We start from the raw sequence: 20,950 nt of genomic DNA on the forward strand, positions 1-20,950 counted from the left end.
AGAAGGAGGGTTTGGGAACTCTATCCGTCATTCACGTTGGGCTGGGCATCAATGTGAGCTCTTTTTATCCGCGCCATGTGTTTAATTGTGTGCTAGCGCATGTTATAATAAAGCGCTTAAGATAATTAAGACTTTTAATTATAAATGAACGGATGCCAAGAATAGCCTCCGCAAAGTGATAATATATGGAGGTGTAAAACAATGAATAAACAATGGTCGATTGATAAAATTAAAGAATTTGTTGAGAACAATTCAGAAAGTAAGTTGCTAACGACGGAATATCACGGTTATTCTCAAAAGTTACTATTTAAATGTGCATGTGGCAGCAACTTTGAAAAAACATTTACGAAATTTAAAAATAAAAACCAACGTAAATGTGACGTCTGCCAACCGCCAAAAGCGTCACGCTAAATGCATAACTTATAAACAAGTGCCGATTTCTATTAATGGGAAATTGGCATTTTTTTATGTGTTGTTCAACGTTGAACAAATTCAGTTATTAGTTTATTTATTAATTCGTGAACTGGATTTATTTCGTTCAGTAATCAGACTATATTAATGAAAATTAGCAGGAACTTGTGACGAAGGAGATACTGCGTTAGTAATTTCTCAAACATTCCTTGAGGCAGAAAAAGAGGAAAATGACTATGCTATGGATAGAAAGGCAACATATGTATTTAAGAGAAATTCATACGGTACATGACTTTGTGCCATTGACAACTCATATGGTACAGAGTTAATCAAATAACTAGAAAGTAAAGGTTTAAGCGTCTTGTAGCTATACGGTCATAGGGCGTTACTATTTAAAGAATTAGCGCGCTTGGTATTGGACTTACCTATTAATGGGACAAGCCAGGTTAGTGAGGTTAATAGGTGACTTTTAATAGGAAGTTAACGCGTAAAGACTGTTCAAAAAAGACTGTAATTTTTGTGATATTTTTTAAATATAGCTACGTTTTTAGGTCGGCATCAATTAAAAAAAGCTAAGTACATTTTTTATTGTTTCAATGCAGAAAGAATATAGTATATACTTTTATAGTCCTATATTTTCATATTTGTAGATAAAGTAGGAATTTAAAATTAATAGAAAGTTTTATTGGAGGTTTATTATGAATTACAAAATCATTAACAAACAAGTATTTGAACAGGCACAGTTGCGTTCGGTTTCAGACGTACCATTCACTGAAGAAGAACTTCAAAGCGGTATGAAGCTAGCTGTCTCTAAGGCGGATGAGACGCTAACTTTGTATTTAGTGGATGTAGACGGTCAAAAGAAATTTGAAGTACGTTGGGATGATTCATCTGAAATTTTCAACGGCTGGTATTCTGCTTGGGATAATTTCTGTTGGTGCCTAAATATAGTGAATAATTAAACATGAGCCATAATAAAATCAACTAAAAACAAATATCTATTTTGTTTTCAGTTGATTTTATTTGTTTCCGACGAATACAATGTTGCTACGGAGCAATGATTCAACTAGCGAAGCCAGACAATGAGGGATACAACATGTATCATGTTAGTGGATAAAGCGAAGAGAATTCTAGTAGGAATTGAAGTTGATTTAGAATAGCATTGCCACATGGTTAACAATCACATTCACTTATATTGTCGTAATTTTGACATGGATGTGGAGTTTATCAAATTAATCGCTAGGGCTTAACTGATTATATTAAAAGTGAAAGAGTTGATTCTACGCATCTGCAGAGTCAGCTCTGTTTTTTAGCGAGGATGACAAGGTGACCTATATTGCTTGATGGAAAGGAATCACTACTTACTAACAGTGATACAAAACTATGTTAGCTAAAAGGTTTGGTCAGTCATAATTGTAAAGACTGTCTATTTTTCTTGTTTTACACGTAACAATAACAGAGCGAACTGGGGCAAAGAATGTTGTGTTGGTTGTGAAATGGAATCTATCTGTCGTTTTTCTAGCATTAATGAGCTGTTATTTTCCGCATAAAATTGCAGCGTTGCGGATTGGAAGCTTTTCGATATGGCATTTAGTATGTTTTTTGAGTTGCTTATCGTAGTTATTGCCAAGAAATAGAGGCCAAGATCATGGTTGAAGAGATGGTAATTGGTGCATTATTTGCATGAATAATTGGCATGTGTATGGTTTATAGCGAGAACTTCGCGATTAAAATGGAATTGTTATTTACAGTATATGAGTGCTAGTTGTAAGTGGTGGTGCGGAATGGAGGCAGTAATTTACATAAGGCAGTCAAAAAAAGTGAAGCCACAGGGATGGCATCTATGATTTGGGTGCATTGTTATCACAGCATAATTTTATGATTGATTTTCGCATGATATATTTTGTTTTCGAATTATTTCTCGGGAAATATAGGATGTATAATGGCTGTAATATCGGTATTCTACGTGCTTTTAAAGGTTTTTGGCGATTAGGTATTCGGTATCGCTCTAAAATTACAAAGATGATGATTTTATGCGTTGTCCTAATATTCTAACTTTTTTTGCCTGGATGCTTGTTGCCAATCCGATCTAGACGCATATGTCACCTATTGGCAGTAGCCTGTTCTATATTTTCAGTGCAATTTCGTTTGTTTTGGAGAAAAGGAAGGTTTCAGAGAGCGCGCGAGCGTTATAATAGGATTAAGGGGAGTGAAACTGGATGTATTTGAAATCATGTAAAGTATTAAAAGATGAGATGTGTGGGAAACATGGTTATCCGTTTAATATAGCGAGTTTGCAGGATCTCCAAGAGCTAGAGTTTCCAACCAATGTGACGTTCTTTGTTGGGGAAAATGGTTCCGGCAAATCGACTTTACTGGAAGCTATAGCGGATCGTTGCGATTTTAATACAGCTGGTGGCGGACGACAGAATATGTATGAAGTACATAAGGCAGAATCTGCACTTGGGGAATATATTCGTTTATCTTGGTGGCCAAAAGTGTCAAACGGTTTTTTTCTAAGAGCAGAGACGTTTTATCAATTTGCAAGTCACATTGACTTGTTAGAACATCCGAATAAGTATGCGGCATATGGTGGCAAGTCTTTACACCATCAATCCCATGGCGAGTCGTTTTTATCGCTGTTTATGAACCGCTTCAAAGATAAGTCGATTTATTTACTCGATGAGCCGGAAGCTGCATTATCACCAACACGACAGTTAAGTCTACTTAAAATTATGAAGGATTTAGAGCAGGAAGCACAATTTATTATTGCTACACATTCACCGATTTTATTAGGTTATCCAAATGCAACCATATATAGTTTTGATGATGGGGGAATTGAATCGATTCGCTATGAAGACACCATTCATTATGTTGTAACGAAGCGATTTTTAAATGCCCCCGAAACAATTTTTGCTGAGTTATTTGATGAGGAGAGGGAATCATGAATCAACGTAAGGGCTTAGTCATGAGAGAAATTCGTCTAGATGAAATGGCACAGTCGATTGATTTACTTAATTATGTGTTTCAAATGTCAATGTCTATCCATAAGGATCGTCGTTTTGTAAATGCGAAAAGTAAGCAGTTTAATGTGGGGCATGCCATTGGTTGGTTTGATGGCACTCAATTAGTGTCACAAATATTAAATCTACCATTTCAAGTAAATATTCATGGCAAGCTTTATGAAATGGGCGGAATTACGGCCGTAGGTACGTATCCGGAGTATTCGGGGCATGGTTTAATGGAAAGTCTCATTATGGAATGCCTACAACAAATGCGCAATGAACAACGATATGTATCCTATTTATTTCCATATTCTATACCGTATTATCGCAAAAAGGGTTGGGAAATTATGAGTGATATTGTGGAATTTCAAGTCAAGGATACGCAGCTACCACATTATCCAGGTTTAAACGGTAAAATACGTCGTGTTGACCCAAAACATGAGGATGTCGTAACGATTTATGCCCGCTATGCGAAAAAAACACATGGTGTAATGGTACGTAATAGTATTGCTTGGAATGAGAAATTCCAAGAGGATTTCTGGGAGGAAAAATTCATTGATAGTGATGTCAAACTACAGGCAGCAGTCTATTACGATGAAGACGATAATCCCCAAGGGTATTTGTTTTACCGCATCATGGAAGAAAATTATTATATCGATGAAATCGTTTATTTGCAGGAAGAGGCGCGGAAAGGTTTATGGAATTTCGTATCTGCTCATAGCTCGATGGTTTACAATGTGTATGGCAAAACAACGGGGAACGAAGCCGTAGCTTTTTTACTAGAGGATAGCGAGATTATTCAAAAAGTATCACCGTACTTTATGGCACGTATTGTGGATGTGAAGGAGTTTTTACTACGATATCCATTTATAGGTAATAACTTTCAGCTGCGCTTAGCCGTAAGTGATCGCATTGTCGCTTGGAACAATGGTACGTTTATTGTAACCGTACAGGATGGCGAAGTATTGGTCGAAAAGCTGAGTGAACTATTATCCGAAAATGCAGTGCAGCTAACGGTGCAAACCCTTGCGACGATGTTACTGGGATATAAACGACCATACTATTTAGAGAAGATCGAACGTTTACATGGCAACGCGCTTGATATTGCATTGTTAGAGGCTGTGCTACCTATTGGGATTCCAACGTTTATCGATTACTTTTAAGAGATGGCTCATCATAGAAGGAATTTGCACGACGATATTTTTGTGTAGATTCCTTTTTTTAATTGCCATAAAATAAGTGTTTCAGTGCTCTTACTTGTGGCATAATTAGTGAATGGAGGGGATTTATAGTATGCCAAAATGTATTGAATGTAAGGAAAAGTGGACTTGGAAGCAGTCGATGCGTTCGATTGTAACGTTTTCGCGCTTTATTGGATGCCCATATTGCGGGAAAAAGCAGATGCTGACATCCATGACACGTATTTCAATTTTACTGTTGGTGTTTGTGCCGTATATTACAATGCCATATGTTATTGATGACGAAGTGAAAGGTTCGGCAGTAGCAATAGGGGTGGCTATGTATTTATTGTCTTTACTCATCATGATGCCGTTTTTAATGGATGTGCGAGAAGTACCGAAGCATTTACAAAAATACGCACAAAAATAATACATATTCAGGCTTTCACCATCTTCTGTGTGAAGGCTTTTCTTATACGATCACTTCAACCGAAACGTTTATGTCTATATGCAAATCTTCGCGCCAGATGTAAAAAAGTGATAGAACCACATTTATTTGAGGAAGCTTTACATTATTTTGAGAAGTATTATTCATCGCTTCCGACTCTTGATGGCCCTAGTTTTATGCCTAGAGATTTTCGAACAGCCAAGATTTTAGGGATTTTTTAGGATTTGAAAACCGCATGGTAGGCGATATTGATTTGAAAGTGTTCGAATTGGTGCTACCAAAATGGATTTCACAAAATTAAATCAGGCTTTTTTTAGTCAATATTCTGGTACAAAGAAGGCTTATAAACAAGGATATTCCTCAATCCGTCTCCTTACGGCGTTAACTTACATCCTATCAATTTTCACATGCTTTTACTTCTATTGGCTGGTCTCAACAAAGAGGTAGCTAGGAACATAACCAAACCGTTTACATAATGTCTTGGATAACCGGTCCATATCGCTTCGCCTGCGATTAGTTGGTACACCAAGCCTTTTTTAAAAGCTGCATCCCAAGTTGAATCTCATCCAACTTTAAATTACTAAAACCCAATTGTATAATCGGTTCATGACTTGGTTGTTGTAGAAAGTATGGGCTAGTAGGATATACTTTTACGCCATACTCCAAGGCAGACTGAATAAGTTGCTGTTCTGTATGATGTGTATGAAACTTTATCAATACATAAAGTCCAGAATGCTCTCCTACGATTGTCATGTGGTCACCGAATTGCTTTTTTAGAGTTTCTACCAAAAAGCTCATTTTGTGTTTATAAATGAGGCGCATTCTTTTGATATGACGTGTCCATTCACCTTTTTCCATAAATGACGCCATTGTTAATTGGTGAAGGGACGAAGCATTCTGTTCAAAATGAGCAAAATAACGCTTATAACGACCAATAAGCGATTTCGGCAACACCATATAGCTTAAGCGAATGCCTGGTAAAAAGGATTTTGAAAATGTCCCCACATAAATGACGTGTGATTTGTCAAGAGAAGCGAGGGCAGGAAACGGCTGTTGTGCATAACGAAATTCGCTATCGTAATCATCCTCGATAATAAAGCCATCTACCTCTTTTGCCCAATGGATTAACGCTTGTCGTTGTTGAATCGACATAGATACACCATAGGGGAAATGATGGGAGGGTGTGACATAGATTAAGCGAGATTGTAAGTGAGCTAATTGCTGAAGCTGTGTGCCGTTTTCATTAACGGCCAATGGCTCCATGGTGAAATTGTGAAGTTGAAAGGCTTCTCTTGCCCCGATATACCCTGGATTCTCCACAATAATGCTATCAAAATCCTCTTTTAGTAGAAAACCAAGATACACGAGTAGTTGCTGTGTACTGCTACCAATGATTATGTCTTCCTCGTTAATTTTTACCCCACGTGCTTGTAGTAAGTAATGCACCAACTGTTCTTTTAAGCGTTGTTCACCAAAAGAATCTCCATAAACATAACTGTCCTTTAGCTGTAATATTTGATTAGCCATTTGTCGCCATGTTTTCAAAGGGAAATATTGTTGATCGACAGAGCCTGCTCGAAAATCTACGATGCTAGCTTGTCGCACTTTTTGTGCTGGTTGATAGGGCATCATTTCTTCCTGCGAAAAGATCATTTCGAGGGTATTTACAAAATAGCCTTTTCGTCCTTCGCCACGGATATAGCCCTCAGCAACTAGCTGTTCATAAGCAGTTAATGTGGTGTTGCGACTGACTTGAAGAGTATCGGCAAGTTTTCGAATAGAAGGTAGACAATCATTGGACTTCAAATTTCTCTGCTCAATTAACGTCTTGATCTGCTGATAAATTTGTTTATATTTCGCTTCCCCAGTGGTAAATAGGAAGATAAAATCTTTCATTAAAACTCCTCCTTGACATGTTAAAAAGATTGAAATTGTTTCTTTTTATATGTCAGAATCTTCACTATTATAGTACAGGAATAACAGATGAAAGGAAATGAGGAAATGTTAATGAAAATTTGTCTATTAACACCGGAAACAATTAAAGAAGCTGTGCCATTATTTAGTGCATATCGGCATTTTTACGGACAGCAAACAAACGATGAGGCGTCCGAGCAATTTTTAACAGATCGCTATACAAAAAGGGAATCTATCTTATTTTTAGCTTATATGGATGAGCAAGCAGTTGGCTTTGTACAGCTATACCCTACATTTTCATCAGTTGCGATGAAAAAAGCTTATATTTTAAATGATTTATATGTGGCCGAACATGCACGAAAGCTAGGTGTAGCACAGCGTTTAATCGAGCGGTGTTATGATTATTGTGAAGACAATGATGCGCGCTATATCGCTCTAGAAACAGCAACGAGCAACGTACAGGCACAAAAATTGTATGACAAGCTTGGGATGAAAATAGATAACGAGGTGTTTCATTACACCAAGTATTGGCAATGACATAGATAGGGAATGATGGTGAATGTGATGGCACAAAAGATTCAAGTATTAACCACTTATGAGGAATGGATTCAAGCGTTTCCTATCATGAATCAACTACGAACAGAACTAACACTTGAAAGTTACCTTCTATTACTCGAGGATATGCGAAAAGATGGTTATACATTGTATGCCCTCTACGACAACAAGCAAATCGTTGCACTAGCAGGTATAAGTTGGCGGGTAAATTTTTATAGCGAACGTCATATTTTTGTTTATGATTTAGTAACCGATGCAGCCTATCGTTCATGTGGCTACGGTGAAAAATTATTACGCGCTATTCATCAGTGGGGCAAAGAAAATGGAGCTCATTATATTGCCTTAGAATCTGGCGTCAACAGAAACGATGCACATCGGTTTTATGAAGAAAGACTAGGGTATGAAAAATGGAGCTACTTTTTTCGAAAATCTTTGTTAACAGATAAAAACTAAACTACATCGAAAATGAAAAATGTACGCGACTAGATGAAAGCTAGTCGCTTTTTAGCGTTCTAGCTTTCATTTTTTTATTAGTTAGTCAATTACTAGCATCGGTACATTTTTACCAGCTGTCATGACTCGATTTGCATTTCAACGTTCACCCTTGCATAATAAAGCGAGAGGTGTTTAGCAGTGAATTTCATCGAGAAAATGATCAAAGTATGCTTGATTGTTGGTTTTGTCATGTTGGCAGGACGTCTAGTAACAGCAATCTGCATGTACTATGAACTTGAGTTTCCGACATTTTTTACAGATTACCATGTCGTCTCACTAGTTATACTAGCAATAGGTATTATCGGTAGTGAGATAATAAATGTCCGAAAAAAGAAAGGACGAGCGTAAATGACGGTCTGGCCGAAGGGTGTAGCAAAGCCAGCAATACGGGCCTTAAATGCGGCGGGTTATACAGAGTTGAAGCAATTGGAACGGATTGCTTTAAAAGATTTACATGGCATGGGGCCAAAAGCGTTAGCAGCGATTGGGACGCCACTGAAAGAAAGAAGGAATTCTAGTGAATAAGCTAACATTGTTTTTACTCGCAATGGTGGTCTATTATATCATTGTTGTTTTTGTGATAAGTAAGTTATTTATCATTCCCTTAATGAAATTTATGGCACTCATATTCTTTCTTGGGGCAGGCTTTATTTTCTCGCGTAAAATGCGAAAGAAACTACAGTAGGAGGTCTTTATGAGGATCGTAAAGTTAACTTTATTTTATATGGCCATTATCGTTTTAGCGATGGTGTTATCCCTAGCAGGAGTACGCATGTCAGTGGCACTCGGTTTTTTTGCACTGATTGTAGTGGCTATGATTTATAGACATATACATATTTTATATCGAACGAATAATATGCAGCTGGTTGATAAATTTGTAAGAGCTCGTCAAAAGCAGCCATTTTTTGCTCATATTTATGCGATAGCTTATGGCTCCCGAACAGATCAAATTGCGATACTGGCACATGTTGCGAGCAAAAATAAACAACCAACGATAAAATATAATTATTTGTTTAATAAAGCGCTGCTAGAGGAGAATTTGGGAGCGGCAAAGGAAGCGGCACAGCATATTGATAAGGAGCCTATTAAAAGTTATACGGCCTGCTATATTGCAGCACTTGAGGGCAGGACTTCTGATATGCATAGTGATAAGCTAACGCAGCCGTGGATGCAACCAGCGATTGAAGCAGCGTATGCTCATCAGCTAAAAGATAAGGGTGAATTCGAACGATTTGCAGGCTACAGTATCGACGTCGCGCGTGGTGTACAAAAATATGCCTTAATACATACCTTTGAGCAAATGAAAACGGACATAACAAAAAGCTAGGGCATCTAATCACTGTGCCACTAGCTTTTTACTTTTTTATCGAGAAAAAGTCCACGAATGATGCCAAAACTAAGAATAATAAATAACAGAGCAAGGAAAATGTAGGCTTGCCATTGTTGCAAAATACGGTTGTGTCCAAAAGCAATCATTAAGTCATTCAAGAGTGAATACGTAAAATATAGCAGTATACTATTTTTAATGAGGCAGAACGTAAGAATGCCATTTTGTCTCTGTACATGAGATAGCACAGGCTTATTTTTACGTTGCACAGGATAAGCAGCTTTTACTTCTAAATAATGCAAAAGTAAAAACAATAGCAAAGCTACAAATGGTAAGTAAAAGATAGCAATTTTCGGTCCAAACTGTGCGTGGTCACTCGTAAAGCTTTGTAAAATTGGAATGGAAGTGGGCAGTTTCCGATATTGAATAACTGTTGCTGTAAGTCCCGCTATAAAAATGGTTGCAACAATCAAGGTCAGCTGGTTACAGAAACGTGGTGTCGGTGTTTTTTGTTGTTCGTGCATGATGTCACCTCGTAAATTTCGTCTTTTAAAATAGCATTCTGTTATACTGTAACATAAGATTTACATCATGTGCGTAGCAGGAAGAAGGATTTCATGGAATACTTGTTATTTTTATTTATTGGGATTGCGGGTAACGTGATTGGCACGTTAGTCGGAGGGGGTGGATTAATTACATTACCCACAATGATGTTGATGGGGGTACCGGTACACTCGGCGATTGGAGCGAATAAGGTGTCCAATATGGTCAGTGCCTTTTCAAGCTTTTATACGATTTTTAGAAGAAAGGAATTAACCTGGGCGGAGATGCGTTCCGTATTATTAGTGTCCTTAGTTGGTGGCACGCTTGGAGGTCTATTTGCCTCAGTTCTGAGCGGTCAAACTTTGACACTGATAGCGATTATTTTGCTTGGCTTTGCGCTAGTAATGTCCTTTATTGGTGGGGCAGATTTTGGGGATAAGGAAAGCTTTACGATGAATCGCATAAATGGGCCCATCCTGCTCGGTGTCGGATTCTATGATGGCTTATTTGGCCCTGGTAGTAGTACATTGGCGCTGTATACATATGCACATCAAAAAATAACGTACATGAAAGCAGTCGGCCTATCACGTGTTGGTGTTTTTGCCATGTGTTCAGGAGCTGCGATTACCTATATTGCGACAGGCAAAATACAATGGTCACTAACACTTGTGTTAATGGTCGGATCAATTATTGGTGCGCAAATTGGCATTGTCATTGCAAGGAAGGTTAAAGCAAACCAAGTAAAAATCTTACTGCGTGTTGTGACAATTGTGCTTATGCTACAGCTTGTTTATGATTTCTTCAGTCAGTTATAAGGAGGGGTAGTATGTTTGAAATTACACCATATCCAGCTTTTTCGTGGTCATTTTCACGCCATAAAACGTTAACAAGCTGTACGAGAAAATATGGCTATGAATATTATTTTGCCCATAATGGCTGGCTAAGCTATAATGTGGAGCCTTTCCATCAACATGCCTACCGCTTAAAAAAACTACAGTCGATGCCCATCTTATTTGGTCAGATTGTCCATCATTTGATTGAACAAGCAATAACCAATTATATTCAAACGGGTCAAGTCACGTCTGTGGCTGAGCTTGTCAACCGAGCACGTGGTCAGCTCAATGTAGCATTTATCGATTCTACGAGGCATGTGGATTTATGGAGACAAAAGCCCAATAAATTTTATATGATGCAGGAAATCTATTATGATGGGCGGCTTAACCCTGAGCTAGTACATGACTATAAGGAACGCTTGGAAGCGGTATTTGAAAACTTTCTACAAAGTGAGACATTTCAGCAAATTACCGCACAAACAGGCTCTTTGCGTATTGGGGAGCCTGAACAATTTCGCTCCATGAAGATTGAGGATATACAAGTTTTTGTGGTGATGGACTTTCACTTTTATGACGAGATGAATGATAAGTGGATCATTATTGACTGGAAGACAGGTGGGGCGTCTGAGGACGACCGCCAACAATTAGCGTTCTATGCTTACTATATCCAGCAAAAATATGGTGTAGCTCTGGAACAAATTGATGTGTACAATGAATATTTAGTAACAGGTCAACGAAAAAAGTATACCTTTTCATCATTGGATATGGATAATATCTTGCACACTTTTCAACGAAGTGTCTTGGAAATGAAAAAGTACCAAGCTGATATTTTCACCAACGAACCTGTAGATTTTGAGGACTTTGAGAAAACCTCTGATGAATGGAAATGTATCCGTTGCAATTTTAAAGAGCTTTGTAAGTGATAAATTTATACAGATGAGCAAAAAGTGTCAGTAAAAGCCAATCTATCAAATTGTTATTGATGGGCAACCACTCCTTGACGAGTGGTTTTTTGTATGTATAAATTCATCAGCATGGAGGACAAAACGTAATGATAGAGTTTAGTGCTGTTTTACAACTGGCTGAATGAACGCGATTGTGTCCCTAAATCAATAGTGCCAGGCGAACCATCGTAAGACAAGTGGGAAAATTGAGTCAAATGAACATTATATGAGGTATTATTAAACAAATGGTGCAGGGTTAATAGAAGATAGAGTCAAAAAAGATGGAAATAACCATATCAAAGAGTATGAGTAACATTAAATAAAGGTATTTAAATCATAAACCTTAAGAAGGAGTGTAGCAGGTATGTTTCACCCAAAAGATGTTTTGTCTGATCAGTTGTTAGCTAATGCAAACGATCCAAGTTGGTACGTTCCATTTTCACAATGTGTGAAAAATTTAACAGAAGAAGAAGCCTATTGGAAGGTGAGTGAAGAAAGTAATAGTATTGCCGAGATTGTCCAGCATTTGCTTTATTGGAACGAAACGTGGCAAACAAGGTTTAAAGAACATAATGTTCATGCAGTTGCAACTATAGAGAGTAATGACAGTACGTTTACCATTTCGAAAAATAAAACATTCTATGAACTTCAAAAAGAACTATTAGAAGTTCTTTTACATTGGCAAGAAATATTAACAGAAGAACAACTAGAAAGCGATGTTCAAGGGTACTTTAATGCTAAATGGTGGCAAGTCTTGGGGAATGTAACGACACATAATGCATATCATATCGGTCAAATTGTATATATTCGGAAGATACAAAAGAGCTGGAATTAGAGCAAAGAGGTCTTTATAGTTAGAGAACGAACCTGGGCTCTTTTATATAAAATTGATAACTAAAAAGTGACCAACGAATGATGAGTAATTGCAATATAAAAAAACCCGGAAATAACATTCCGGGTTTTTGATTAGCACTTACATTTACTCCTCCATGACACACTGCCTCGCTTCCGCATGGTATCCTAAGACACAGTACTTTAGCTTTCATCAGTATTGATGGTCCTTCAGAGCTATCGATCAATCGCACTCATCGGGTTAACCCTCCTAGTCACTTGGATTCGAAGTGAAATCTTTAATAGTATAGTTCAATTTATTATTTTTCATACGCATTATTTTTTGTAAAATAAAAGTTTTTACTATACGGAGTCAACAAAATACGAAAATTAAAGAAATCCCAGTATTAATCCAATTAGACTGTACGTTTGGATGCATGGATACTGCGAATGTAATATATAATAACAGAAGTGTTTATTACGCCATTTAATAGAGCTTGATTTTAAGCATTTTATGTAATTGTCATAGAAGGTATTGTAAATCATTAATTTCTTACTAGCAGTTTGACATCAAGGTGCCTCTACGCGTCAATGGATGCTAGTAGAACAATCCTTGTGCTTAGACGGTAATTTTACTGACAATGATAGTTTGTTATAGGATAATGGTGTTGGATTTGCAAGATTTTATATTAAGGAGAAGACTCCAAACAGAAGGAAGTGCCAAAGATGAATTTAGAAATGGTTATGCAGGAGCTTGAAACACTTGGCAAGGAACGAACTAAAAAAACGTACATATCCAATGGTGCGCATGAGCCGCTTTTCGGCGTGGCTACAGGTGCTATGAAACCAATTGCAAAGAAAATAAAAATAAGTCAGAGTTTAGCTGAAGAGCTATATGCTACAGGGAATTACGATGCAATGTATTTTGCAGGCATTATTGCAGACCCACAAGGCATGACTGAGTCGGATTATGATCGCTGGATGGATGCGGCGTATTTTTACATGCTGTCCGATTATGTGGTGGCCGTAACTTTATCAGAGTCAGATATTGCACAAGAAGTTGCTGATAAATGGATAGCAAGCGGTAAAGAGCTGAGAATGTCAGCGGGCTGGAGTTGCTACTGTTGGCTTTTAGGAAATCGACAAGATATCGAATTTTCTGAAAGTAAAATTTCTGATATGCTTGATAGTGTGAAAAATACGATACATGATTCGCCAGAACGGACGAAATCAGCTATGAATAATTTTCTATACACCGTGGGGATTTCATATTTGCCACTCCATGAAAAGGCAGTCGAGACCGCAAAGGCAATAGGAACAGTAGAAGTCAAACGGGACAAGAAAAAAAGCAGTTTCCTAAATGCCTACGAAAGTATTCAAAAAGAAGTCGATAAAGGAAAGCTTGGTTTTAAACGCAAGCATGTCAGATGTTAACAGCAGCGCCTCGAATCGTAATCAATGTTCCATTATCCGGACATGGATTTATTTTTTTATCGCTATTTTGTTGGTATTTATATAGTTAGCTTTAGAAGCTAACTAGTAAAAAGGAGATCTAATTATGGCTATATTAACAGATTACGCTAGTAAACCTGATTGTGAAGTTGAAATAAATTTACAATTAGTGAATGATGAGAGTGTAAAATTCCATATTCATTTCCGCTCCGGTCCTGCTTTTCCAGAGGTGCATACGGAAATCGTTTGCTTAAAAAGAGACTTCTTAAGGTTATTAGATGATTTAAAACAAATCGATATTAAACATCTAAGCATGCTAGAGGCTCATGATCCCGGGTTGTGTATTTATCATATTCCGCTATTTGGTAGTTATTATTACCCGGGCTATGGTTTTCTGCAAGTACCCGAACACGAAAGGGATGAATGGGTGCCTTATTATAGATTAATTTTTGTGTTAGATGCAGGTGAGAAAAATAATTATAGAGCAACAGAAACTGGTCCTGCATTATGTCTAAAGGTAAAAATGGAACAAATAAATGATTTTGTTGCTTGTTTGAAATTAGAAGTAAATAATTTTTAAATGCATAGTCTAGCATTGAACATCCATTCAATAATAGGGTATTAGAGCAATGAATAAATGACAAAAATTAGGTACTCAAATAATTTTGAACATGAACTTTTTTAGTGGGGCGAAAAAGGTAACAGAGCCTCATAAGTTCTTTATTTTTATGGCTCAATAATTAGTAAAATTCCTACAATACATATACTCCATGAGAAAGCCTAAAGGATGATAATCCATCCTTAAGGCACCCCATATACCTCCACGTAATCCATTATCCATTTCAGCAGTGACGGCGTCTATCGTAACAAAGCTACTCGGGTGATGGACTTAAAAGAATGTAGTTTGACATTCAGAACATTGGTTTTACTTATGAAGTCTAATTGGATAAAGGTGTTAATAATTCATCACGTGGAGCCATCACTAAAAAGAACGAGGTGAACGAACTTGTATCAATTCTAAAAATTCTTTATTATTAAAATAGGGAAAAATTAGTTTTTTTGGCAATCATAATATGCGATCAAGGGGAATTAGCTATGAGCGTAAACTTACAAGAGATAGTAAAGGATATGAAAGATAGGATTGATTTTTCAGGTGCAGTATTTGTAAAAGGGAAGGATAAAGAATTGTTACTAAATCAAAACTTTGGTTATGCAAATCGGTCAGAACAAATAGAAAATCGTTCATCCACTCGTTTTGGCATTGCATCTGGCTGTAAGCTTTTTACTGCTATAGCAATTTGCCAACTTGTTGAAAGAGGGGAAATTTCTTTTGATTCTAAATTGAGTGCGTGCATTAACCATAATTTTAAACACTTTGATGATGAGGTAACAATCCATCATCTTCTAACACATACCTCTGGAATACCTGATTATTTTGATGAGGAACTGATGGATGATTTTGAAGAACTGTGGATTCAAACACCTATGTATCGAATGAGAACTTTAAAAGATTTCCTACCTTTATTCCAAGACCTACCGATGAAATCGAAAGTTGGAGAAAGATTTCACTATAATAATGCTGGCTACATTTTACTGGGCTTAGTTGTAGAACAGGCAAGTCAAAGCAATTTTGATGATTACATCCAAAAAAATATTTTTCAACAAGCGGCTATGACGCATGCAGGTTTTTTTGAATTAGATGCGCTACCAGCTAATACAGCACAAGGTTATATCGATTTTGACGATGGTACATGGAAAACAAATATTTATTCCTTACCAGCAAAAGGTGGTTCCGATGGCGGCGCATTTGTTACTGTACATGACATGGAGAGGCTATGGGATGCTCTGTTGAGTTATTCATTACTAAGTGAAAAAGTAACAAAGCTGTTACTGACCCCACACGTTCAGGAAAATCAGGAAGACTACTATGGTTATGGATTGTGGATTAAAAAAAGAAATGATGCAGTGCTTAAATATCATATTATGGGTTATGATCCAGGTGTTAGCTTTCACTCTGCCTATTATCCTGATGTATTCATCAATGTTGTTGTTTGCTCTAATAAGTCAAAAGGAGCATTTGCTATCATGAGTGGTATAGAAGAACAATTGATAAAAACTAAAACCTTGTGAATGCACAGAATTGTTCGATGCTGATTTAAATTGTTAAACGATGGTGAGAGTTTCACTCCTACGTTATAAAAAAACAATATTTTGAGATTCGTAAAGGTAGATAAAGGGCAGGTGCAGTTGATTTGAAATTTGAAAATGTTGTTTATCCAGCGTTTATTAAAAGAGAGAACGAGGAATACGGCGTTTATTTCCCGACGTTACTTCCGGAATTTGGATGGGAATATTCTTTAAGCGTGGGTTGCACGAAAGAGGAAGCGCTTGTCAAGGCGAAGAAGGATTTAGCTTATTTGTTAGCAGGTGTCTTATATGATAATGAAGATTTGCCAAGTGATGCACCGATCCCTGCTGACTTTGTTACAGAAGAGATGGAGCTTGTTTTCATCACAACGTCTTTTAGCGATTATGCAGATGAAATTGAGGAGCATTTGCCTTGGCGCCATTGGCATATTTATTTTAATCGAGATGATGGCGATTTTCAAGCTGTTGCTTATAAGAACAAGCATGGGCTTTGGGATGTGAAAGTTGATTATTTACATACATAGGTCGAGCAAGAGCAGTTGTTAGAAATTTGTCCGACTTATCCGATAATTTGTACGGTTCGGCTACGTACAGAGGCGGAGGAAGCATTTGATCGTTTTGTACGCAAAGTAGTAGAGACATAAATTGAAGCCGGGTTATGTAAAATGTAAAAATCAAAGTGAATGTTCAAAAAAAACAGGTGAGTAGGAGGCGTTATCCTCGTTTATATGGTGCCTTGCGACATGTTCCTCTGCCATCGAATGTGAGGTATTATGTGACTTAAGGAGATGCCGTCTTTAGCGGGGGCGTTTTAGATGTTAAAATTGTTAATTCAGAAAATTTCAATTGCAATTATTTCCACAATTATTTTGGCATGGATTTTAAGTCTTTATTTTGGTTATACACCTAATGCACAAGAAACAGCAGATACAGCCTCCTTTTCCTACATTATTTATACACTTCTGCAGTACCGTATTTTCATGCATTAATGACATTTTTATTAATCGGGGTTTTGCATCACTGTTATTCTTAGTCATTCAGAAAGGCTGTCATTTAACGGTTTTTAAGTTAATGAAAGAATATGGAAAGGCCGCTTTATGATACTTTATGGAATTTCACAAAGAACTTTAGAATGTGCATGTAAATGTCAGATGAATTTACAGTGACAACCATATGATCAACAATGTATTCAGTTTAGGGGGAGAGGTAAATATAATGCTAATACTTAGTGAAAATGATGTTGAAAAAGCTATAACGATACTAGAAAATAACGTGAAAACAGTTCCTACTTTTACCTATTCCGTGTTGAATAATTTTATTAGTGGAATTGTTTATGCAGATTCTAAAAATCCTGAGACGATCCTTATTGGCACACAATCGGGTATTTATTTTGTAGCTGGTAAAGAAGATAATCAAAAGTTCAATAATTTCCTTTTGGAATTGTATAGACAAAGAAAAAGTGAGGAGCTACGATTCACTTTATTTTCTACAAATGAACACTGGGATTGTGTCATTCATGAGCTATTTAAAGAGAATTTAAAAAAGGTGAACAGATATTCTTTTGAATATGACAAGAAGGTATTACATGAAAACAATCGATTCGCAAACGAGTATGCTATAGAGTTCGCATATTAGTATGTATAATATATAAATTCTTGTAGATTTATATATAAAATATATAATAATTCCACTTAAACAAATTGATTTCTTAGATAATCTAAAGGTAGTAAAATGAAGGGTACAATTTGTATCCGAAAGAGGGGAATCACTATAAATGCCAACTTCAAAACGAAATTTAAGAATATGTGACAACGGACATAAGTACTATAAGAGTAGTGATTGTCCAAGTTGCCCTAAGTGTGAGCAAGAGCGTAAACCTGAAAATGGATTTCTTTCACAACTTTCTGCACCTGCCAGAAGAGCATTAGAACACAATGGAATAAATACTGTGGAACAGCTGTCAAAGTATAGTGAAAAGGAAATTTTGCAATGGCACGGAATCGGACCAGCTTCATTGCCGAATCTTAGGGCTTCTTTAGAAGAAAAAGGATTATCGTTTAAAAAGTAAACCTATGGTGACAAAATGAAATGCACAAACATGCCTAAAAAGTCGTTAAGATTGTACAATCTATCATAAATAATATATGGTTATAGATGAAATAATTATGAAAAGAGGTTTTGATTGTATATGATGAAACTTATAATCGCTCAATAAAAATTCTCATGAATTTTATATGGTAAAAGGTGAAATTAAGGGCTTGCTCTTAGTTCTATTTTCTATACTCTTTTACTGACAGCGATTAGAAGACATTATATCTTATCAAAGCGAATTTCATGCTATTTCTTTGTATATCTATTTTTCGTGATAGGTATATTTATAGTAGCCAAAATTTGACCATGAGAAGAGATTCTTCTTATGGTCTTTTTTGGTTATTTTAATTTGCGCAGTAAGCCATTACAGGAGGGTGATGTAAAAATTGTTGACGATTTTAAAATGATAACTGGAGGGGTAAGCATGAAGGAGTATCAATTGGTCAGTGATTACAGGGACAATCTAAAGTACAAGGAAAGAATTAATGAACTTGCTAAGAAAGTATTTGCGCTCGATTTTCAGCAATGGTATGACAGAGGGTTTTGGAGTGACAATTATATTTGCTATTCCTATCTAGATGGTAATCAAGTCATCGCAAATGCGTCAGTCAATAAGATGGATATAGTGTCTAATGGTAAAGAATACAGAGCCATTCAAGTGGGAACCGTGATGACACATCCTGACTACCGTCATCAAGGGTTGGCAGCTAAGCTAATGAATCATATTATTAAAAAATATGAAAAGGATTGTGACTTTATTTATCTATTCGCAAATGACACGGTGTTAGATTTTTATCCTAAGTTTGGTTTTGAAAAGGTACAAGAAAGTAGTTTTAGCCTGAAGACCTGTCATTTAAAAAAGCTGACGGAAAAGGCTACTGTTCGTAATCTGGATATAAACAATCAAGGTGATTTTGCATTAATGAAGGAATTTGCAGTCACAAGAACTCCTGTATCTTCAATTTTAGGGGTGAAAAACAATGAACATCTGCTAATGTTTTACTTAATCCTCGTATTCCATGACGCCATTTACTACGTGGAAGAGGAAGACGTGATTATTATATTTGAACAGCAAGAGCATGAACTTCATATTTTTGATATTATTAGCAAAAAAAGAGTTGACTTAGAGATTTTAAATTGTATTGTATGTCCTGATATAGAAATCATACATTTCTATTTTACTGCAGATTTTGATTGTCCAAACATTGAGACAGCATTTATCACGAATAGTGAAGACACATTGTTCGTTCGTCCAGTAGTAAATATGGAAACGAAACATTTTTTATGGCCACTAACATCACATTCATAATAAGGGGGGCTAAAATTGCAATTATTTGTTAGAGAGATGGATGACAGATGGGCAACTGAGCTGTTACATTGGACGTATAGTGCACCATATGATTTTTATAATAATGAGCTTTCTAGTGAAACCTTAAAAGAAATACTCGACAATTCGTATCAGGCCATTGTCAATGACAACGAGCAGTTGGTCGGTTATTTCTGTACCGGAATATCTGCTCAAGTACCTAGTGGTCATGAAGTTGATGCATATTTAGAAAACGGAATCGATATAGGCATTGGCCTGAAACCGGACCTAACTGGAAAAGGTTTCGGTATAGAGTTTTTTTCATTTATTGTAAGCCATGTGCAACAAACGACGCATGCACCTCTCCGCCTAACAGTAGCAAAATTTAACACGAGAGCAATTCATTTATATGAAAAATTAGGTTTTGAGAAAAAACTAGAATTTAAACACCAAGCAATACGATTTATAACAATGTTGAAAGAATAATGCACACTACAATTGTTGTGTGAAACGAAATAGAGATGACCAGGTGCTCATTGAGAATCTGGTCATTTTCTATCTCTTTGTGTTGAAACAGATAAATTGTAATTGCTGCGCAAGCAATGGTAACATTTGGTTAGAGAAATGAAACGGGAGGTCACATACATATGGTTAAAAATTATATAATCTTTGGTGCTAGTAAAGGGTTGGGAGATGCATTTGTTAAAGGGTTACCTGAACCAGGGGACAAAGTGTGGATTGTCTCCAGAAGTAGGCCAAAAAGCTTAGATATCAATGATGGTGTTCAAAGAGTTTGGCTAGAAGCAGATTTAACGCAACAAAATATCAAAATTAGTGAACAGCTAAAGAATGAATGCGTGGATGTCTTGATTTATAACGTTGGTGTGTGGGAGAAAAATGGCTTTGAAGATGATTATGATTTTGAACAGGACGATCCTGCAGATATCGCAAATATCATTAATATCAATATTACATCTACAATCACATATATTCAGTCATTACTACCCCATTTAAGAAAGTCGCAAAATGGTAAAATAATCTTGATAGGGTCAACCGCAGGATTGGATCATACAAATAACAATCAAGTATCTTTTGTGGCATCGAAATTTGGCATTCGCGGGATTACAAACGCTTTACGCGAACATGTTAGAAAAGATAATATCGCCGTAACTTGTGTTAACCCAGGTGAACTAGCGGCAGAAATTCCTTATGAGGATGGTGCTGAAAAAGCTATTACTGCATATAATGGTACTCGCATTCCCGTTCAAGATATTGTGGCGATTGTCAAATGTGTTGTCAGTTTGTCCAAAGTGTCATGCGTCAAAGAAATTCACGTTCCAGCAATCACAGATTTAAATGCATAAAGTGAGTATCGACGTATTCGGGGTATCAAGACATTTGACTTCAAGAAATAGTGACCAATTTATGGTGTCACCTCAATAGGAAAATCGTACCGGTTATTGCGTAGA

General features: G+C 36.6%; 26 protein-coding genes and 1 pseudogene. 25 read left to right on the forward strand and 2 right to left on the reverse strand.

Features of this window, described 5'->3' with window-relative positions; all coding sequences use genetic code 11:
• Nucleotides 1–201 precede the first annotated feature (201 nt).
• The 6 genes and pseudogenes from C9J31_RS10470 (at nt 202) to C9J31_RS10490 (ending at nt 5,024) form a co-directional block, all read left to right on the forward strand.
• The gene (locus tag C9J31_RS10470; RefSeq protein WP_054768499.1) at nt 202–411 is read left to right on the forward strand and encodes a hypothetical protein; all 210 of its coding nucleotides are present in this window, start codon (nt 202–204) and stop codon (nt 409–411) included.
• A gap of 169 nt (nt 412–580) precedes the next feature.
• Nucleotides 581–703: pseudogene (locus C9J31_RS23615) on the forward strand (DUF4440 domain-containing protein); the annotation flags it as partial.
• Nucleotides 704–1,109: 406 nt separating this feature from the next.
• Nucleotides 1,110–1,373, forward strand: coding sequence for a hypothetical protein (locus C9J31_RS10475; protein ID WP_054768504.1), 264 nt, complete (start codon nt 1,110–1,112; stop codon nt 1,371–1,373).
• Nucleotides 1,374–2,630: 1,257 nt separating this feature from the next.
• On the forward strand, nt 2,631–3,359 hold the full coding sequence (locus C9J31_RS10480; protein ID WP_107923719.1) for an AAA family ATPase: 729 nt from the start codon (nt 2,631–2,633) through the stop codon (nt 3,357–3,359).
• Nucleotides 3,356–4,579: a GNAT family N-acetyltransferase gene (locus C9J31_RS10485; RefSeq protein WP_107923718.1), complete on the forward strand. Its 1,224-nt coding sequence runs from the start codon at nt 3,356–3,358 to the stop codon at nt 4,577–4,579. The genes C9J31_RS10480 and C9J31_RS10485 overlap by 4 nt, the downstream gene beginning before the upstream one ends.
• A gap of 130 nt (nt 4,580–4,709) precedes the next feature.
• Nucleotides 4,710–5,024, forward strand: coding sequence for a TIGR04104 family putative zinc finger protein (locus tag C9J31_RS10490; RefSeq protein WP_054768505.1), 315 nt, complete (start codon nt 4,710–4,712; stop codon nt 5,022–5,024).
• Between the two features lie 531 nt (nt 5,025–5,555).
• Here C9J31_RS10490 and pdxR read toward each other — a convergent pair.
• Complete coding sequence (gene pdxR / locus C9J31_RS10495) at nt 5,556–6,938, reverse strand: MocR-like pyridoxine biosynthesis transcription factor PdxR (protein ID WP_107949139.1); 1,383 nt, start codon at nt 6,936–6,938, stop codon at nt 5,556–5,558.
• A 111-nt stretch (nt 6,939–7,049) separates the two neighbouring features.
• On the opposite strand from pdxR, the gene C9J31_RS10500 reads away from it, so the two are divergent.
• From C9J31_RS10500 to C9J31_RS10525, 6 genes are all read left to right on the forward strand, one after another.
• The gene (locus C9J31_RS10500) at nt 7,050–7,493 is read left to right on the forward strand and encodes a GNAT family N-acetyltransferase (RefSeq protein WP_107949176.1); all 444 of its coding nucleotides are present in this window, start codon (nt 7,050–7,052) and stop codon (nt 7,491–7,493) included.
• Between the two features lie 27 nt (nt 7,494–7,520).
• On the forward strand, nt 7,521–7,964 hold the full coding sequence (locus tag C9J31_RS10505) for a GNAT family N-acetyltransferase (RefSeq protein ID WP_107949141.1): 444 nt from the start codon (nt 7,521–7,523) through the stop codon (nt 7,962–7,964).
• Nucleotides 7,965–8,144: 180 nt separating this feature from the next.
• Nucleotides 8,145–8,354, forward strand: a complete 210-nt coding sequence (locus C9J31_RS10510) for a hypothetical protein (protein WP_244854907.1) — start codon at nt 8,145–8,147, stop codon at nt 8,352–8,354.
• Entirely contained in the window at nt 8,355–8,531 is a 177-nt protein-coding gene (locus C9J31_RS10515; protein WP_193767056.1) for a helix-hairpin-helix domain-containing protein, read from the forward strand. It abuts the gene before it with no gap.
• Entirely contained in the window at nt 8,524–8,691 is a 168-nt protein-coding gene (locus C9J31_RS10520) for a hypothetical protein (protein WP_167396038.1), read from the forward strand. Before C9J31_RS10515 ends, C9J31_RS10520 begins: the two co-directional genes overlap by 8 nt.
• Nucleotides 8,692–8,700: 9 nt before the next feature.
• Nucleotides 8,701–9,333: a hypothetical protein gene (locus C9J31_RS10525; protein ID WP_107949142.1), complete on the forward strand. Its 633-nt coding sequence runs from the start codon at nt 8,701–8,703 to the stop codon at nt 9,331–9,333.
• A gap of 20 nt (nt 9,334–9,353) precedes the next feature.
• Here C9J31_RS10525 and C9J31_RS10530 read toward each other — a convergent pair whose 3' ends face one another.
• On the reverse strand, nt 9,354–9,857 hold the full coding sequence (locus C9J31_RS10530; protein ID WP_107926961.1) for a hypothetical protein: 504 nt from the start codon (nt 9,855–9,857) through the stop codon (nt 9,354–9,356).
• A 93-nt stretch (nt 9,858–9,950) separates the two neighbouring features.
• On the opposite strand from C9J31_RS10530, the gene C9J31_RS10535 reads away from it, so the two are divergent.
• The 13 genes from C9J31_RS10535 (at nt 9,951) to C9J31_RS10595 (ending at nt 20,845) form a co-directional block, all read left to right on the forward strand.
• The gene (locus C9J31_RS10535) at nt 9,951–10,691 is read left to right on the forward strand and encodes a sulfite exporter TauE/SafE family protein (RefSeq protein WP_107949144.1); all 741 of its coding nucleotides are present in this window, start codon (nt 9,951–9,953) and stop codon (nt 10,689–10,691) included.
• Nucleotides 10,692–10,702: 11 nt separating this feature from the next.
• Nucleotides 10,703–11,632, forward strand: coding sequence for a PD-(D/E)XK nuclease family protein (locus C9J31_RS10540; protein ID WP_107949146.1), 930 nt, complete (start codon nt 10,703–10,705; stop codon nt 11,630–11,632).
• A 385-nt stretch (nt 11,633–12,017) separates the two neighbouring features.
• Complete coding sequence (locus C9J31_RS10545; RefSeq protein WP_107949148.1) at nt 12,018–12,488, forward strand: DinB family protein; 471 nt, start codon at nt 12,018–12,020, stop codon at nt 12,486–12,488.
• A gap of 722 nt (nt 12,489–13,210) precedes the next feature.
• The gene (locus tag C9J31_RS10550; protein ID WP_107949152.1) at nt 13,211–13,918 is read left to right on the forward strand and encodes a DNA alkylation repair protein; all 708 of its coding nucleotides are present in this window, start codon (nt 13,211–13,213) and stop codon (nt 13,916–13,918) included.
• Between the two features lie 124 nt (nt 13,919–14,042).
• Nucleotides 14,043–14,516: a hypothetical protein gene (locus C9J31_RS10555; protein ID WP_107949154.1), complete on the forward strand. Its 474-nt coding sequence runs from the start codon at nt 14,043–14,045 to the stop codon at nt 14,514–14,516.
• 515 nt (nt 14,517–15,031) lie between these two features.
• Nucleotides 15,032–16,066 (forward strand): serine hydrolase domain-containing protein, encoded by a 1,035-nt coding sequence (locus C9J31_RS10560; RefSeq protein ID WP_107949156.1) that lies wholly within the window; start codon nt 15,032–15,034, stop codon nt 16,064–16,066.
• Nucleotides 16,067–16,188: 122 nt separating this feature from the next.
• Entirely contained in the window at nt 16,189–16,608 is a 420-nt protein-coding gene (locus tag C9J31_RS10565; RefSeq protein ID WP_107949158.1) for a type II toxin-antitoxin system HicB family antitoxin, read from the forward strand.
• A gap of 291 nt (nt 16,609–16,899) precedes the next feature.
• The gene (locus C9J31_RS10570; RefSeq protein WP_193767057.1) at nt 16,900–17,073 is read left to right on the forward strand and encodes a hypothetical protein; all 174 of its coding nucleotides are present in this window, start codon (nt 16,900–16,902) and stop codon (nt 17,071–17,073) included.
• 226 nt (nt 17,074–17,299) lie between these two features.
• Complete coding sequence (locus C9J31_RS10575) at nt 17,300–17,719, forward strand: GNAT family N-acetyltransferase (protein WP_193767058.1); 420 nt, start codon at nt 17,300–17,302, stop codon at nt 17,717–17,719.
• 139 nt (nt 17,720–17,858) lie between these two features.
• Nucleotides 17,859–18,152 carry an RNA polymerase alpha subunit C-terminal domain-containing protein gene (locus tag C9J31_RS10580; RefSeq protein ID WP_107949161.1) on the forward strand — a complete coding sequence of 98 codons (294 nt, stop codon included), beginning with the start codon at nt 17,859–17,861 and terminating at the stop codon, nt 18,150–18,152.
• Nucleotides 18,153–18,599: 447 nt separating this feature from the next.
• Nucleotides 18,600–19,484, forward strand: coding sequence for a GNAT family N-acetyltransferase (locus tag C9J31_RS10585; RefSeq protein WP_107949179.1), 885 nt, complete (start codon nt 18,600–18,602; stop codon nt 19,482–19,484).
• Between the two features lie 15 nt (nt 19,485–19,499).
• Nucleotides 19,500–19,967 carry a GNAT family N-acetyltransferase gene (locus C9J31_RS10590; protein WP_107949163.1) on the forward strand — a complete coding sequence of 156 codons (468 nt, stop codon included), beginning with the start codon at nt 19,500–19,502 and terminating at the stop codon, nt 19,965–19,967.
• Between the two features lie 161 nt (nt 19,968–20,128).
• A complete protein-coding gene (locus tag C9J31_RS10595) occupies nt 20,129–20,845 on the forward strand; it encodes an SDR family NAD(P)-dependent oxidoreductase (protein ID WP_107949165.1) in 717 nt (238 codons plus the stop codon).
• Nucleotides 20,846–20,950 lie beyond the last annotated feature (105 nt).

It is taken from the genome of Lysinibacillus parviboronicapiens (assembly GCF_003049605.2).
In the GTDB taxonomy this organism is placed as follows: Bacteria; Bacillota; Bacilli; order Bacillales_A; family Planococcaceae; genus Lysinibacillus; species Lysinibacillus parviboronicapiens.

Coding starts and splice junctions, on each gene's coding strand:
- C9J31_RS10470 (WP_054768499.1), top strand. CDS start 202: ATGAATAAACAATGGTCGATTGATAAAATTAAAGAATTTGTTGAGAAC.
- C9J31_RS10550 (WP_107949152.1), top strand. CDS start 13,211: ATGAATTTAGAAATGGTTATGCAGGAGCTTGAAACACTTGGCAAGGAA.
- C9J31_RS10525 (WP_107949142.1), top strand. CDS start 8,701: ATGAGGATCGTAAAGTTAACTTTATTTTATATGGCCATTATCGTTTTA.
- C9J31_RS10480 (WP_107923719.1), top strand. CDS start 2,631: ATGTATTTGAAATCATGTAAAGTATTAAAAGATGAGATGTGTGGGAAA.
- C9J31_RS10595 (WP_107949165.1), top strand. CDS start 20,129: ATGGTTAAAAATTATATAATCTTTGGTGCTAGTAAAGGGTTGGGAGAT.
- C9J31_RS10580 (WP_107949161.1), top strand. CDS start 17,859: ATGCCAACTTCAAAACGAAATTTAAGAATATGTGACAACGGACATAAG.
- C9J31_RS10515 (WP_193767056.1), top strand. CDS start 8,355: ATGACGGTCTGGCCGAAGGGTGTAGCAAAGCCAGCAATACGGGCCTTA.
- C9J31_RS10500 (WP_107949176.1), top strand. CDS start 7,050: ATGAAAATTTGTCTATTAACACCGGAAACAATTAAAGAAGCTGTGCCA.
- C9J31_RS10555 (WP_107949154.1), top strand. CDS start 14,043: ATGGCTATATTAACAGATTACGCTAGTAAACCTGATTGTGAAGTTGAA.
- C9J31_RS10505 (WP_107949141.1), top strand. CDS start 7,521: ATGGCACAAAAGATTCAAGTATTAACCACTTATGAGGAATGGATTCAA.
- C9J31_RS10585 (WP_107949179.1), top strand. CDS start 18,600: ATGAAGGAGTATCAATTGGTCAGTGATTACAGGGACAATCTAAAGTAC.
- C9J31_RS10485 (WP_107923718.1), top strand. CDS start 3,356: ATGAATCAACGTAAGGGCTTAGTCATGAGAGAAATTCGTCTAGATGAA.
- C9J31_RS10535 (WP_107949144.1), top strand. CDS start 9,951: ATGGAATACTTGTTATTTTTATTTATTGGGATTGCGGGTAACGTGATT.
- C9J31_RS10545 (WP_107949148.1), top strand. CDS start 12,018: ATGTTTCACCCAAAAGATGTTTTGTCTGATCAGTTGTTAGCTAATGCA.
- C9J31_RS10560 (WP_107949156.1), top strand. CDS start 15,032: ATGAGCGTAAACTTACAAGAGATAGTAAAGGATATGAAAGATAGGATT.
- C9J31_RS10570 (WP_193767057.1), top strand. CDS start 16,900: ATGTTAAAATTGTTAATTCAGAAAATTTCAATTGCAATTATTTCCACA.
- C9J31_RS10475 (WP_054768504.1), top strand. CDS start 1,110: ATGAATTACAAAATCATTAACAAACAAGTATTTGAACAGGCACAGTTG.
- C9J31_RS10490 (WP_054768505.1), top strand. CDS start 4,710: ATGCCAAAATGTATTGAATGTAAGGAAAAGTGGACTTGGAAGCAGTCG.
- C9J31_RS10575 (WP_193767058.1), top strand. CDS start 17,300: ATGCTAATACTTAGTGAAAATGATGTTGAAAAAGCTATAACGATACTA.
- C9J31_RS10540 (WP_107949146.1), top strand. CDS start 10,703: ATGTTTGAAATTACACCATATCCAGCTTTTTCGTGGTCATTTTCACGC.
- pdxR (WP_107949139.1), bottom strand. CDS start 6,938: ATGAAAGATTTTATCTTCCTATTTACCACTGGGGAAGCGAAATATAAA.
- C9J31_RS10530 (WP_107926961.1), bottom strand. CDS start 9,857: ATGCACGAACAACAAAAAACACCGACACCACGTTTCTGTAACCAGCTG.